11 protein-coding genes and 1 pseudogene are annotated in these 14960 nt (G+C 42.4%); 1 reads left to right on the top strand and 11 read right to left on the bottom strand.

Features of this window, described 5'->3' with window-relative positions:
• Nucleotides 1-336 precede the first annotated feature (336 nt).
• Nucleotides 337-2787, bottom strand: coding sequence for a preprotein translocase subunit SecA (secA, locus tag AC5V8P_RS14680; protein WP_064797844.1), 2451 nt, complete (start codon nucleotides 2785-2787; stop codon nucleotides 337-339).
• Between the two features lie 409 nt (nucleotides 2788-3196).
• Nucleotides 3197-3757 carry a ribosome hibernation-promoting factor, HPF/YfiA family gene (gene hpf / locus AC5V8P_RS14675; protein ID WP_064797843.1) on the bottom strand — a complete coding sequence of 187 codons (561 nt, stop codon included), beginning with the start codon at nucleotides 3755-3757 and terminating at the stop codon, nucleotides 3197-3199.
• Nucleotides 3758-4192: 435 nt separating this feature from the next.
• Here hpf and AC5V8P_RS14670 point away from each other — a divergent pair.
• Nucleotides 4193-6380 (top strand): annotated as a pseudogene (locus AC5V8P_RS14670) (hypothetical protein).
• A gap of 160 nt (nucleotides 6381-6540) precedes the next feature.
• Here AC5V8P_RS14670 and AC5V8P_RS14665 read toward each other — a convergent pair.
• The 9 genes from AC5V8P_RS14665 to AC5V8P_RS14625 all read right to left on the bottom strand — a co-directional run.
• A complete protein-coding gene (locus AC5V8P_RS14665; protein ID WP_007432685.1) occupies nucleotides 6541-6738 on the bottom strand; it encodes a cold shock domain-containing protein in 198 nt (65 codons plus the stop codon).
• Nucleotides 6739-7014: 276 nt separating this feature from the next.
• A complete protein-coding gene (gene pseC, locus AC5V8P_RS14660) occupies nucleotides 7015-8199 on the bottom strand; it encodes a UDP-4-amino-4,6-dideoxy-N-acetyl-beta-L-altrosamine transaminase (RefSeq protein ID WP_064797842.1) in 1185 nt (394 codons plus the stop codon).
• Between the two features lie 30 nt (nucleotides 8200-8229).
• Nucleotides 8230-9177 (bottom strand): dTDP-glucose 4,6-dehydratase, encoded by a 948-nt coding sequence (locus AC5V8P_RS14655; protein ID WP_064797841.1) that lies wholly within the window; start codon nucleotides 9175-9177, stop codon nucleotides 8230-8232.
• A 28-nt stretch (nucleotides 9178-9205) separates the two neighbouring features.
• A complete protein-coding gene (gene pseI / locus AC5V8P_RS14650) occupies nucleotides 9206-10237 on the bottom strand; it encodes a pseudaminic acid synthase (RefSeq protein ID WP_081276869.1) in 1032 nt (343 codons plus the stop codon).
• Nucleotides 10238-10247: 10 nt separating this feature from the next.
• Nucleotides 10248-10715 carry a GNAT family N-acetyltransferase gene (locus AC5V8P_RS14645; protein WP_064797839.1) on the bottom strand — a complete coding sequence of 156 codons (468 nt, stop codon included), beginning with the start codon at nucleotides 10713-10715 and terminating at the stop codon, nucleotides 10248-10250.
• 15 nt (nucleotides 10716-10730) lie between these two features.
• Nucleotides 10731-11774 carry a UDP-2,4-diacetamido-2,4,6-trideoxy-beta-L-altropyranose hydrolase gene (gene pseG / locus AC5V8P_RS14640; RefSeq protein WP_064797838.1) on the bottom strand — a complete coding sequence of 348 codons (1044 nt, stop codon included), beginning with the start codon at nucleotides 11772-11774 and terminating at the stop codon, nucleotides 10731-10733.
• Nucleotides 11774-12505 (bottom strand): cytidylyltransferase domain-containing protein, encoded by a 732-nt coding sequence (locus tag AC5V8P_RS14635; protein WP_064797837.1) that lies wholly within the window; start codon nucleotides 12503-12505, stop codon nucleotides 11774-11776. Before AC5V8P_RS14635 ends, pseG begins: the two co-directional genes overlap by 1 nt.
• A gap of 26 nt (nucleotides 12506-12531) precedes the next feature.
• Complete coding sequence (locus tag AC5V8P_RS14630; protein WP_064797836.1) at nucleotides 12532-13527, bottom strand: UDP-N-acetylglucosamine 4,6-dehydratase family protein; 996 nt, start codon at nucleotides 13525-13527, stop codon at nucleotides 12532-12534.
• Nucleotides 13528-13554: 27 nt separating this feature from the next.
• A partial coding sequence (locus tag AC5V8P_RS14625; protein ID WP_495473698.1) for a motility associated factor glycosyltransferase family protein occupies nucleotides 13555-14960 on the bottom strand: 1406 nt, incomplete at its 5' end.

Below are 14960 nucleotides of genomic sequence, written 5' to 3'. Positions count from 1 at the left end.
CAGATTCAAATCCTTCGCTCCGCTACCGACCGCCGTAAAGTCATACCGCTTTTAATTAACAGGCTCTGGTATGTGAGCCAGATTAACTGCGGAATTGACTGACAAATAAGCAGAGACTTGCCTATTTGTCATAATTGTTTAAAAAGAATCGAGAGCAATCTAACCATTCATCAATGTTCAGACTGATCCTCCAACAGAAGAGCTATAAGTTGAAAACATCAGTCTCACCCCTGTATGGCACAAAATGGCCGACGGTCAGTGGTTGAACTGCCGCCTGCCATTATATGCATCGCAAGGAATCGTGTATATCAATATCTATCCCTTAATTTCAATCCGTTATTTTCTGCGCGGACGCGAAGGAGCGGATTTCTTTTTAGGAGCCGCAGGCTCGCCACTCGTTGAGATTTTATCTTCATCAACAACAGCCTGACGCTCTTGGTTGGATTCGATTTGTGCTTTCATGATGTATGTCGCAACTTCCTCTTGGATGGTGGCGATCATAGCATGGAACATTTCGAAGCCTTCAAATTGGTATTCACGCAATGGATCAGTACCACCATAAGCACGCAGGTGAATACCTTGACGTAATTGATCCATAGCATCAATATGATCCATCCATTTGCTGTCAACTGCACGCAGTACGATAACTTTCTCGAACTCACGTACCATTTCTTCACCGATCATCTCTTCACGGCTGTGGTATCTATCGGTAACTTTCTCGAAGATCATATCGACCATCTCTTCTTTTTCCTTACCCCACAGATCGTCGCGCGTAAGTGAATTTTCCTCAAGCAGATTGTTGTTCATATACTCTGCTACTTCGTCCAGCTCCCAGTTTTCAGGGATATCATCACCACAGTGAGCTTCCACCACACGCTCAATGACAGGCTTGATCATATCGAACACAATTTCCTTGATGTTCTCTGATTCCAGCACTTCACGGCGTTGCTTGTAAATAATAGCACGCTGCTGATTCATCACGTCATCATATTGGAGAACGACTTTACGCTGATCAAAGTTATTCCCTTCAACACGTTTTTGAGCCGATTCAATAGCACGGGTAATCATACGGCTCTCGATAGGTTGGTCTTCCTCGAAGCCCAAGCGCTCCATCATATTCAGTACATTGTCTGCACCAAAACGCTTCATTAACTCATCGCCCAGCGATAAGTAAAACTGCGTGGAGCCCGGATCACCCTGACGTCCTGCACGTCCGCGAAGCTGATTATCAATACGACGGGACTCATGACGCTCTGTACCGATGATGTGCAAACCACCGAGTTCTGCAACACCTTCGCCCAGTACGATGTCAGTACCACGTCCAGCCATGTTGGTAGCGATGGTAACCGCGCCAGCTTCACCTGCACGTGAAATAATCTCAGCTTCTTCGGCATGATACTTGGCGTTAAGTACTTTATGGCGAACGCCTTTACGTTTCAACATTTCAGAAAGAAGCTCCGAATTTTCAATAGAAACCGTACCTACCAATATCGGCTGGTTCTTTTTGTTGCGTTCCAGAATTTCATCTACCACAGCATGGAATTTACCCTTCACGCTCTTGTATACCACGTCAGGCATATCTACACGCTGGTTAGGCTTGTTCGTCGGAATTTGGAGTACTTCCAGACCATAGATTTTTTTGAATTCTTCTTCTTCAGTTTTCGCTGTACCCGTCATCCCCGCCAATTTGCGGTACATACGGAAATAGTTTTGGAAAGTGATCGTCGCCAGTGTCATGCTTTCATTTTGGACAATGATGTTTTCCTTCGCTTCAATAGCTTGGTGCAACCCATCACTGTAACGACGTCCAGCCATCAGCCGACCTGTGAACTCATCGACAATCAGGACTTCACCGTCAGCCACGACATAGTCGACATCCAAACGCATAATAGCGTTCGCTTTCAAGGCTTGTACGATGTGGTGATTGATTGTAACACTTTCCTGATCGTACAGGTTTTCGAGACCAAAGAAATTTTCAGCCTTGGATACGCCGTTCTCGGTTAAAGCAACTGACTTCACCTTAATATCCAGCGTGTAATCTTCTTCAACATTCAGGCTCTTTACAAAACGATCAGCCGCAAAATACAGCTCGGTCGATTTCTGAGCTTGTCCTGAAATGATCAATGGTGTACGAGCTTCATCGACGAGAATGGAATCCACTTCATCAATGATACAGAAGTACAACGGACGCTGTACCATTTGTTCTTTGTAAAGCACCATATTATCGCGCAGATAATCGAACCCGAATTCATTGTTTGTACCATACGTAATATCACAAGCATAAGCTTCCTGTTTGGCAGCATGATCCATATTCGCTAAGTTGAGCCCTACGGACATCCCTAGGAAATTATAAATCTGTCCCATTTCTCCGCTGTCACGTTGTGCCAAGTAGTCATTGACTGTCACTACATGCACACCTTTGCCCAACAGAGCGTTCAAATAAACCGGCAGTGTTCCGACCAGCGTTTTACCTTCACCGGTTTTCATTTCGGCGATTTTCCCTTCGTGTAACGCAATACCGCCGAGCATCTGTACATCATAATGACGTTTGCCCAGCACCCGCTTGGACGCTTCACGAACCGTTGCAAATGCTTCCGGCAGAATTTCTTCCGCCGTAGCCCCTTGTTCAATCCGCTCTCTAAACTCCGCCGTCTTTGCTTTTAGCTCCTCATCCGAGAGCTTCTCAAAATCAGGCTCTATTTTATTGATCAGTTCAACCGTCTTCATCAAACGTTTGACTTCACGTTCATTTGTATCACCAAAAATTTTCTTGACAATTCCTAGCATGGTTTACCCCTTTCGCGCAAAACAATTAATAGAATCAATTTCACAATAAGAAAGGGTCCATGATGAAATTGATTCCCGATATGTTTGACAGGCCCGGCTATACCAGCCCATCGTGCGATGTTCTTTGCATAAATTGTAACAGTTTGTAGGACATGCCGCAACACAAGCAGCCTCCAGATTTGCATTCGGTTAAAGATACCAAAACAATTGACGCATGAAATACACAATTGGTTACACTTAATTAAGTTGAAATTTTCATTCGCATTTACAAAAAACATATAAAAGAGCCCTACCCCGCCAGGTTCGCAAGGATAAGGCTCGTGTTTTTATCATTTTCCTGATATCCATGAAGCATGCTTCAAACAAACGTACTATTCATTTTAAATGTAATAAGTTCCTGCTGTACAGGCTATTCCCGTTCGATCAGACCGTATTTACCATCATTGCGTTTGTAAACTACGTTAACTTCTTCGTTATCAATGTTAGCAAATACGAAGAAATTATGTCCAATCATGTTCATTTGCAGAATAGCTTCTTCCACATCCATAGGTTTCAATAAGAAACGCTTGGTGCGGACGACTTCCAGCTCATCCAATTCTGCATCCTCATCTTCAGCAACAGCTACACCACCAGCCGGATCTTCCACAAAAAGGGTTTTCAAACTGCCTTCCTGCCGGAATTTTCGGTTTAGTTTGGTTTTGTGTTTGCGAATTTGCCGTTCCAGCTTGTCTACCACGGCATCAATGGACGCATACATGTCATCGCTTTCGTCTTCGGCACGGAGTACAAGCCCCGGCAAAGGAATGGTTACTTCTACAGTGTGCAAATCTCTGGTTGTGCTTAACGTTACACTTCCATCAGAAGTCGGGGGTGCATCGAAATACTTTTCAAGTCTGCTGAATTTCTTATCAACGTAGTCCTTCAAAGCGTCGGTAACCTCGATCTGTTGACCTCGTACTGTTAAGTTCATAGGGCACGCCTCCTTTGCCCTTTCAGTATAACACATATGTTAACGCCAAGTAAAAAAGGAGATCAGCATTTCGAAGTTTTTTTACAAAATTCATCATAGTTCGACAAAAACCTTCCCGTAACGCCCTCCTATGAAAAGGGTCATGTTTAAATTCAGCTCGCATACATATGTGAATAATGAAGAGATATTTAAAAAGTTACTCTGCTGGTGTCATGACAAATCCACTATTTCGAGTTCATGCTATGTATTTTATCGACTGGGGAGGGGGTTATTTGTCAGACTGAATCCGGTATAGAACCTATGCTAAAAGCAAGACCTGACTATCATGCAAGCAATTTATACGAAAGGATCATTACTCCCAGCCCAGCTGGCTCTTCCCCTGCAAAATCCCTAAGACAGCCGATCGGGAAGAGATGGAAAGTAGGAAGTTAATTCATGGCATTTATTCAGCGTTATGCAACGAACCAGACCGGGGCTATTACCTTTATAGGAAATACACTCGGGCTGGCACGTTCTGCTTCGGCGGGGGTGCCAGGTACAGTGACCAGCATTGGCGCTTTCGTCACAACCAATACAGCCTCTCGCTTTGGCACGTATCCATTCGGCACGACTTCTTCCTTTGCTAGTAATTCATCGACGGCATTTCTTGTGCTCCCTGCAGGCAGTACCGTGCTATATGCTGAGCTTATTTGGGGAGGAAGCTATGCCAATGGCAGTACCAATGTATTGTCCAGCGCCAGTAATCCGATCATATTTCAGACTCCTGCTTTATCTACTACAGTTAGCCCTGAATCTGCAACATCAGTCAACGTTACCAGTCTCAGTACCTATGTAAGAACCGCAAATGTAACGAATCTGGTCATTCAAGGCGGCGCAGGGGTCAGCAGCGCTACTGGCTCGGTCAACGTGGTAGTGAGCGGGTTTGCCACGCCTGTACAGGGAACTTTGCGCGGCAGGGCGTTAATTAGCGCTCAAGAGGGTGACGTGGATATCACCGGGCACCGTGCGTTGTTTGGACCTACCACATCCAGCTTAACTGCGCTGTCTGGGCCCAACAATTTTTCGACTAATTTTTTTGCGTCCCAAATTAACGGGGATGACGGCACATTGGTCACGACGGGGACCTTCGGTGCCACTAATACAGTTAATGTCGCTGTGTCTGCACCTAATATTCAGGTGACTAAAACATCCAGTCTGGCAGCTGCTGTAGTTGGAGATACGATCAGATATACACTAAGCATTACGAATAACGGTGTGGATTCCGTCACAGATACCGTTGTGACCGATACAATCCCAGCAGGCACTTCCTTCGTTCCGGGTAGTGTCCTTATCGACGTTGTACCTTTCCCTAACGCCTCGTCAACTGCTGGAATTGCCATTGGAAATGTCGCACCTGGAAATACATTTATCGTGAGTTTCCAAACTTCTGTCCAAAGCTTGCCGCAAACATCTCCACAGACAACAAGGAGGCCCAAGCAGGAGAAACCCTGACCTACACGGTACTACTTAATAACTTTGGCAACATTGCTTCAGAAGTTATTCTGCAAAATTTCATTCCTGCCGGAACCCTGTACATTCCAGACAGCATCCAATTGAACGGTCAATCATTGACAGGGGTCGATCCTGCTGCCGGAGTTAGTTTTGGGTCTGTGGAACCCGATCAGTCATTGACCCTGACTTACCAAGTAACCGTATCCGAGACACCTTCAACTGGCTACATCGTGAATCAAGCTGCCTTTACCTACTCATTTACATTACCTGGAGGAAGAATCGCACCAGGCACATAACTACCAATCCCCTCACAATCCCAGTGGTGTTCCCACTGCTCGAATTAGTGAAACAGGTGAACACCCATGACGCTTCTGTAGGAGACACACTTACCTTCACCATACAGATTACAAATAAAGGAGGAATCTCTGCGCAGTATCCGTTGTTCACCGATCCGTTGCCGCATGGACTTGTTTATGTGCCCAACAGCCTGACGATCCAAGATAAAGCTCAGCCAGGCGCTAATCCTGGCACTGGTATCACACTCCCGGATATTGCACCAGGGGAGACGCTTACACTTACGCTCCAGGCACAAATTCGTGAAGCACCTGCAGATGGAACATTCAGCAACCAGGCCACCATCGAATATACCTCACGTCGTAGTGGTGGAGAGACCTTGAAGGAAACCATTCAAACCAACACTGTAGAGTTGACTGTTATCGCAGCTATTCCTAAACTTACACTTAGTTCTAGCGCTTTACGTGTCGCACAAGAAGATACCTTGTCCTTTACCCTTCAGGTGGAAAACATCGGCAATACCCCAATGGAGGAACTATTGCTCACAGCACCATTCTCAGCTGAAGATTTCCTTGTACTGAGAACCGTCACCGTGAACTCAGTACCGCTTCCGCATCCTAATTTGCTCCAAGGTATTCCATTAGGCCAGCTTGATCCTGACCACAAAGCCATAATCGTCTTCTCCTTCGATATCGAATCTGCACTTCGCGCGTATCTGATCGCCCAGGCCATCCTGCGCTATCAATTCCGTTATCCAGACGGACGCATAAAGAAACAATCCGCCTCCTCTAATACCATTTTTGTGGAGATGGCTGACTTTGATGGTTCTCTAGAGTAAACGTTTTGTTAAACTGAGCTGAGCTCCTTACCCTTAGGTAAGGGGCTTTTTTATGTATGTAGAAAATAAAAAAGCCCTGGAATATATTCCAGGGCAGTGCTAGCGCGTTATCCATTGCTAACCATCTTACCAATTATGTAGGTCGGCTATGCCGGGATGATTATAATTTGGTTACGTTAGCGGCTTGTGGTCCACGTGCGCCTTCGACGATGTCGAACTCCACGTCTTGTCCTTCTTCAAGTGTTTTGAAGCCTTCTGTTTGAATTGCGGAAAAATGTACAAATACGTCGCCGCCTTCAGCCGTTTCGATGAAACCATAACCTTTTTCTGCGTTAAACCATTTTACTTTACCTTGCATGCACTAACATTCCCTTCGTCATCAAATGAAGTGAAGCTCTCGCCCACATTTTTGACTATACCACCCAAAGTTATCCATTGTCAATTGGAATTGATAATGTTTTCATACATTTTTTTACCACAAATTAGGATTCGGTATTGATTTAGTCAAGGGGAGTAAAAGCAAAAAATAAAGAAGCTTCTCAGCTCCTTTACCCTAATAAAATTAATTTGAATCAAAAAATTAAAATAAACTTCTCTTCATATATAAATTCATTTTGTTACATTTTTCAGTAGCTCACCTTGTATATTTGGTCCATATCTTACGAATCGCCCGGATTACATCCTGTACATCCTTATCTGTCATCTTAGGAAAAAGGGGGAGGGTTACCGCTGTCCGATAATACTCCTCAGCGTTCGGGCACAGTCCTTCCTCATATCCCAGGCGTTGGTAATAAGGTTGTAGATAAACAGGAATGTAATGCACATTAACACCAATATTCTCAGCACGTAGCGCCTCAAATATGGTTTTCCGATCTGCTTTAAAATGCTCAGAATCCCAACGGATAACGTATAGGTGCCAACTGGAGTGAGCCCCGTCAAGTTGTTCAGGAAGGACAATTCCTGTCAACTCACTCAAAGCTTCATTATACGTCCGAGCGATTGTTCGACGTTTATCTACAAATGCATCTAGCCTATCCATCTGGGAGTGGCCTAATGCAGCCTGGATATCTGTCATACGATAGTTATATCCCAATTCCTGCATTTCGTAATACCAAGGGCCGTCGTTTTTTGTCAATTCCTGTGGATCCCGTGTCATACCATGACTACGGAACAGCAACAATTTTCGATAAAACTCCTCAGAATTCGTCGTAATTATGCCACCCTCGCCTGTCGTAATATGTTTGACCGGATGGAAACTGAACATAGTCATGTCCGCCCATGAACCTACTTTGCTACCTTGGTAATCTGCCCCCAAAGAGTGAGCAGCATCCTCAATTAACACCAGACCATGATCTCGGCATAGCATCGATATCTTGTCAAGTTCAACTGGCTGACCCGTAAAGTCGACGGCTATGACCGCCCGGGTATGCTCAGTAATTCGCTCAGCAATCCGTTCCGCATCAATGTTGTAGGTATTCATATTAATGTCTGCAAACACCGGCGTTCCACCTTGGTATAGCACACAGTTACTACTAGCTAGGAACGTAAGTGGTGTTGTGATGACTTCATCACCTTGCCCGATTCCTGCAGCAAAGCATGCTCCATGCAGTGCGGCAGTTCCGTTAGTGAACGCCACCGCATACTTGGCTCCTACATACTCAGCAACCTTGTTTTCAAACTTCTGAATTGCAGGTCCCTGAGTAATAAAACCACTACGAAGTACACCCACTACAGCTTGAATATCCTCATCATCAATCCATTGCTGTCCATAGGGCAGCAGCGTATCACGCACAGGTCCAGACAATAAATCATCGGACATCCTGTTAACCCCCTCTATACTTGAAACAAACTAGATCATGCCACTCTCGCGAATCCATCTTGTAGTACGCTGAATACCTTCTTCCAAACTAATACGTGGTTCCCAACCAAGTAACTCCTTCGCCTTCGTTGAGTTACACAGCAGCTTTTGAATTTCACTTTGCGGATGGATATGCTCTATATGCTTGATACGTGACGAATCACCGCTAATCAGCAAAGCCAAATCATTCACAGAAATATCCTGCCCCAGCCCTGCATTAACAATCTGACCATTAACACGATCGCTAAAGCCCGCCTCTACAACAAAGCGAGCACAGTCCTCGACATACAGAAGATCACGGGTTTGTGTGCCTTCACCATAGATGTTAAGATCTTTACCTTCCAAGTGGTTTTTAATGAAGATTGCGACTACACCACCTTCACCGCCTGTCTTTTGAAAAGGACCATACGTGTTAAACGGTCGTATAACCACTGTCGGTAGTCCGTAAGCAAAGTAATAGGAAAGTACCATATTCTCAGCAGCAACCTTCGCTCCTGCATAAGGAGAAGCGGGTTTGGTAGGATGCAGTTCATTAATCCCCTTATCGTCATTGCAGCGATCATAAACCATACATGTGCTCATAAAAACCACCTTGGTCTGATGCTTGCGGCATTGCTCCAAGATTGCGAAGGTTCCTACCGTATCGTTATTAAAAGTAGTGCGTGGATCGTCAATAGAATCCTGCACATTTATCGAAGCTCCCAGATGGTAACAAACTCCAAAGTTATGCTCTTCGAACAACTGTTCCAACAACGCTTCGTCCAGAATGCTCCCCTTAATAAACTCCTTGAAGCCACTGCGTTCGACTAATTCCGACAAATTCTCCTCGCGCCCATTCGACAAATCGTCTACAATCCAAAGCTGATGCCCATCTTCCAGCAGACGCTTGGCAACCCAACGCCCAATGAACCCTGCGCCACCAGTAAGTAAAATGTTCATATTTCATTCTCCCTTTTAGTTTTTCAATTCACAAGATATCCCAACTGATAGGTGTTCCTTTTAACACATTCCTGCGAACGGTTTTCCCTAATATTTGATCAATATACTTTGGTGGAAGACCATAGCCTGGGCGTATAGCCCTAACATTTTTTTCCGTAAGAATATCTCCTGCCTGCATATCTTCGGAAATATATAAAGATCTTCGAAATTGAAGAGATGCTTTTTCTGCATCTGTCGCTCCATATGATATTCCTCCGAGAGATTGCCATGCTCTTTCAGTCTCAATAACTAATGATTTCATTTCTTCTGGTTCCAACGAGAATGTTGAATCTACTCCCCCATCAGCTCTAGACAAAGTAAAATGCTTTTCAATTACAGTAGCACCTAACGCAACACTAGTAACAGCAACTCCTACCCCCATAGTGTGATCAGACAACCCTACTTGGGTATTGAATAAATCTTTTAAGTGAGGAATCGTACGTATATTCGTGTTTTCAGGTGATGCAGGATACGTACTAGTGCATTTCAACAACACAATTTGGTTATTTCCTGTTTCTTTCACTGCTTGAATAGCTTCTTCTAATTCTGCTATAGAAGCCATTCCAGTAGAGATGATCACGGGTTTCCCCGTTGAGGCTACCTTTTTAATTAATGGAATATCTGTATTTTCAAAAGAAGCTATTTTATACGCAGGAACATTAAGTGATTCTAAAAAATCCACCGCTGTAGCATCAAAGGGAGTACTAAATCCTATAATACCCAGCTCATTACATCTCTTAAAAATAGGTTCATGCCATTCCCATGGAGTATATGCTTCCTGGTACAAATTATATAGGCTCTTACCCTCCCACAGACTGTCCTCATCCTTAATAAAAAATTCTCCTGAATTTATATTAAGAGTCATAGTTTCGGCAGTGTAGGTTTGTATCTTTAGAGCATCTACCCCCGCAGCTGCCGCTGCTTCCACAATACGCAAAGCACGTTCTAATGATTGATTATGATTTCCTGACATTTCTGCAATGATGAAGGGACGAGTATTTGTGCTTATTTCCCTGTTCATTATTTTAAATTCAGTCAAGACATTTCCCCCTAAGCTCTTTACACATTATTATTTCTTCCTTATTCTCCGAAACGACAGTATAACCCCTTTTACTAAACAATTTAACTGAAGCAATATTGCTTGGCTTTATAAGAGCAGTCAGAACCTTTATTTCATTATTCCAAGAAGTTGTATAATTTTCAATTTCGCATAGTATTTTATTAGCATATCCCTTTTGTCTAAGACTTGGATCAATGCTTATGCTAATTACCGCTTCATTGTCACTTTTTAAGTCTAATCTAATTACTCCTACTAATACTTTATTTTCATAAGCTATGAGTATTTTCCTTGTTTTGATTTCTAATGACTTTTCAAACCAATTTTTATGCTCTTCATAGGGAATTTCGTCCATGACAAACGAGTTTTTTCTAGTGTCTAAATCATTCCTCAAATTAAAAATGAAGATCGAATCATTCAGGGTCGCGCTTCGTAGTTCCATATGATCCCCACTTAATTAAATAATAGTCTCCAGGTTCCTAATTACTTTTTCTACACCTCTGCCATCAACAATCTTAAACGCTGTTAAGCTATTATTCTGTAAATCACCTTCATAATCCTTTAAATTGTTAACAATATCAAGATCATAAACATCGGAGTGGAAACCCAAGAATTTGTCTATCCCTAATTTCTCTCCCATAATAGCATTATGAATCTGGTTTTCAGCAACCGCTATAACCAAACCCGGAAGGCCCATACAATATCGTTCCCAAGTCAAAGTTCCCCCAGAACAAATGGCTAAATCAGCTTTTTTCATAATAGCTGCAACAGAATTAGTTTGAACATGCAGACTCAAACTCTTATTTGAATCAACAATCTTCCTCAATTCTTTGAGATGAGCATATGATTGGCCGACTAGTATATCAAAATCCAGGTTGCTATCCAATAACCCTTCTTTCTTCAATGCATACAGAGACTTCAGCGTCTCATTAGTAGGATCAGTCCCTCCAAAAGTGACTAATACACTTCGAATGGCGCCATTTCTTGCTTTAACGTTCTGACGTTCCAGCTGAAATTCATCTCTTAGCAAAGCATAACTTGGTCCTAGCAATTGTTTCGCATTATTCGTTAACTTATTATATCTTGAATCAGAAGATTCATATAAATTTTGGTCTAAAAGGATATTGCAAATATGCATTCGGTCAGCTAAATCATCAATTACTAAAAGTTTCTTAGCAATTCGATACATTTCTTTTTCCCATATTCCACTAATTTCATAATGATCAATAACCATCCAATCAAAATCATTTTGAAAGGCATTGTTGACTTTTGAGCTTACATACACAGCATCCTCAATTGACCCTACCGGATATTCGCTGTTTAAATATAACGGAATGCAACCTATCTTTTTAATTTTCTCAACTAAATGATCAGGCATTTGTTGAAAAACAAAAACCACTTCTTTTCCTAAGCCTATTAGTGTTTTTGCTAAAGCTAAACAACGCATTACATGTCCTGTACCGATTTCAACAGAAGCATCTGCTCTAATCAAAAATCTCATTATTCCCCCTTGAGCTTCTTCTGCTCTACATGCGAGTTAATAAGTGCAATTTCCGGGCAAGTCTCCATTAGTTCCAAAACATCCTGCCAATCAAAGCTGTCCCTATCCTTAAAATAGGTATATATCTGCTGAATCAGCTCCCAATCTTCAGTTGTGTCCAAAGTCCAGCGATAATTAGAGAAATCTTTTGGATAAGTAACACTTAGCAAAGAGAATCGATCTGGGTTTTGGTAAATATAAGGTGTCACATGTTCTCTCTGCTCCGTACTCTTCGCCTCCAGATGTGCTTTTTCTAGAGAAGCAAAAGAAAATACTTCTGCATCTAACCCTCTTGGATAAGAGCGCTCAATAGTATTGCTAACATAGTCATAAGAGCCAGTAATGTAATTTTTGATTAACTGATCAATAATCATAGGATCTATCACCGGACAGTCTGAAGTAATACGAATGATCACATCCGCATTATGTGTGACAGCTGTTTCATAATAGCGTTTCAGCACATCACTTTCACTACCACGATATACTTCAACCCCTGCTTTATGAGCCAGATTTACTATCGTTTCATCTATCGTTAAATCAGTAGTTGCTACTACAACTTTACTAATTTGTTTTACTTTTTTTATTCTTTCTACAACCCGCTCAAGTACTGTTACACCCAGTAAATTCAAGTTGACTTTTCCTGGAAGGCGAGTAGATCCCATCCTAGCTTGAATGATAGCTACAATATTCATAAGTCCCCATACTTTCTTCTGTATTCTTATATAAGACTCTCATCATATAACCAATCAATAACAACCGCTTTACCAATAGGATTCATCTCTAACTCAGTAATATTTCTTTTTAGAGATTTGGGGGGGCCTTGAAAAGCAGGTGGAATAATAAACATGTTTTCCGATTCCAAAGCTACTAATTGTTCATCTAAAGTCATTAATTCTTCATAGCGCTTTTCTCCAGGTCGAAGACCAATATATTTAATAGCCACTTCATCATTCAGCTTGTATTTTTCTGACACCGTTTCTATAAGCGCCTCCGCCAGATCCGCAATTCGCACAACTGGCATCTTCAGGACAAATACCTCACCACCCTGGGCTGCCTCATTAGCTTGCAGGATTAACTCAATCGCCTGTGAAGGAGTCATCATATATCTCAACATTTCGGGATCAGTAATAGTAATTTCACCATTCTCCAAAATTTGTTTCTTGAATAACGGAATAACAGAACCACGTGACCCCATTACGTTCCCAAATCGAACCGAAGAAAATATAGTAGACTTCGAACCCTTTTGATATTCAGAGGCTGAAATTAGGCGCTCCGCTGTTAGTTTCGTTGCACCATATGTGTTGGTTGGAGAAATAGCCTTATCCGTACTTGTGAAAAGGACCTTCTTTACACTATTCTCCAAAGCCGCTTGAATGACATTTTGGGTACCTATAACATTAGTTTGTACAGCCTCAAACGGGTTATACTCACACGAAGGTACGTGCTTCATTGCGGCTAAATGGAATACATAATCTATATCCTCCATTGCCCTCATCAATCTTTGCTGATCCCTCACATCACCGATTAGAAAACGCAATTGATTTGAGTAGGCCTGAAAGTCAATATTCATTTCATACTGCTTATGCTCATCACGGCTAAAAATACGAATCACGCTCGGCTCGTCCTTCAGAAGTCTCTGCACCAGTTGACGCCCTATTGTTCCCGTTCCACCTGTGATTAATATCTTTTTTCCTTTATAGGTTTCCTTAAACATTTTGAACACATCCCTGTCCTTTAAACTCTATATCTCATCTATTCTGCGAATCGCTTCTATAAACAATTCTTCAAGCATCGGGATTTTGTTCACTATCTCATTCGCTAGCTTCCCGAGATGTTCGTGTATCATATCGGCTTTACGCGTAAGATTTTGCTCTATGGCAATCAAAGGCTGCTGCTGGTCAAACAGTCCAATCTCCAGCGGCAGTGCTGTTTCTATAATAGGAACAAACCAATCTCTACTTACAATGTTGGTCCAGCGTTGTTCAATTTCGACAATCGCATTATGACATTTAAGCGGCTTCGTTCGACTCCATTCTCTAATATTTCCGATTGTTTTCAACATGGCTTTCAATTCTTCCGTGAATCGAGCGAAATCATTTAGTGTATGCTGTATTTTCCCTTTAACCCCTTCGATACGATTTTCATTTATATTAAAGGGTTGATTACGTTGGATACTAGCTATTGCATCGCGCTCAATATGTTCCTCGGCAATCATATCATATACTTCTTCTATCGGCTTCCAAACGGTTCCCTCTAGCGCTGCCCCGTTGCGGGTCGTATTAATGAATTCAATACTAGATAAAGCTGTAAACAAATTTTCCAGTGCGTCTTTCATAAACAAGAAGCTTTCATTTGTAGCATTGTATTCACCATGTACGTTCAATACCTGCTGCGGTGCCTTCTCTACAATTGATGCATTGTGGGATGCTTCAATATGTCCTACTCCATCTGCGTAGAACTTATTACCTGGGAAGGATAAATCCTGTCCCATCAGTACGACACGTCGAGCCCCCAGCCATACAGCCGCCTGTATAGCTGAGCCTACAACCGTCGGTGTTGCAGTTATAGCAACCTGTGTCCGATCAATTCCTAAATAATACTGTGAAATATGATCATTACTTAATACGAAATGGATGGTATCTTTATGCTTACGATCCGTAATACCATAATAAGAGGTAGACCCATATAATAGAGGTGCTTCCAGCGTTTCTGGCTGGGAAAAAACCTTATCATTGATAATACCACCATCCAGCGTGACCGCTAAATGCGGCTGTATTCCCTCTTTAACTAGTGCTTGAATACTAGAGCCTGCTGCGATAACAAGCGCATGAGGTTGCACGCGTTTAACCCACTCAATATCTTGTTGAAGCGATGGTCCCGATGCAATAATAAAAGCCGTGCTTCCGGGAAAAGAAAACTTCAGATCGTCAATAGAGGGCGAAGATAGCATTCCTGCCATCTGATACATGCTGTTACGAATCCAGTCCTGTCGAAAAAGATGATGAGTGATTTGGTTTGATTCATAGGTATGATTGTATTCTTCCAATTTTTCTTTAACATCACGTAATACATCCATCTCAACCTCAAGATAATGACGAAGCGCTACGAAAGCCAGCTCACGCTGCATATGGACAGATGCCATATAAA

Source organism: Paenibacillus sp. N119s (assembly GCF_059447605.1).
The sequence above is the reverse complement of the archived record's forward strand: the minus strand, read 5'-3'. Positions and strand labels throughout refer to the sequence as shown.

Coding starts and splice junctions, on each gene's coding strand:
- secA (WP_064797844.1), bottom strand. CDS start 2,787: ATGCTAGGAATTGTCAAGAAAATTTTTGGTGATACAAATGAACGTGAA.
- hpf (WP_064797843.1), bottom strand. CDS start 3,757: ATGAACTTAACAGTACGAGGTCAACAGATCGAGGTTACCGACGCTTTG.
- AC5V8P_RS14665 (WP_007432685.1), bottom strand. CDS start 6,738: ATGCAAGGTAAAGTAAAATGGTTTAACGCAGAAAAAGGTTATGGTTTC.
- pseC (WP_064797842.1), bottom strand. CDS start 8,199: ATGTCCGATGATTTATTGTCTGGACCTGTGCGTGATACGCTGCTGCCC.
- AC5V8P_RS14655 (WP_064797841.1), bottom strand. CDS start 9,177: ATGAACATTTTACTTACTGGTGGCGCAGGGTTCATTGGGCGTTGGGTT.
- pseI (WP_081276869.1), bottom strand. CDS start 10,237: ATGAACAGGGAAATAAGCACAAATACTCGTCCCTTCATCATTGCAGAA.
- AC5V8P_RS14645 (WP_064797839.1), bottom strand. CDS start 10,715: ATGGAACTACGAAGCGCGACCCTGAATGATTCGATCTTCATTTTTAAT.
- pseG (WP_064797838.1), bottom strand. CDS start 11,774: ATGAGATTTTTGATTAGAGCAGATGCTTCTGTTGAAATCGGTACAGGA.
- AC5V8P_RS14635 (WP_064797837.1), bottom strand. CDS start 12,505: ATGAATATTGTAGCTATCATTCAAGCTAGGATGGGATCTACTCGCCTT.
- AC5V8P_RS14630 (WP_064797836.1), bottom strand. CDS start 13,527: ATGTTTAAGGAAACCTATAAAGGAAAAAAGATATTAATCACAGGTGGA.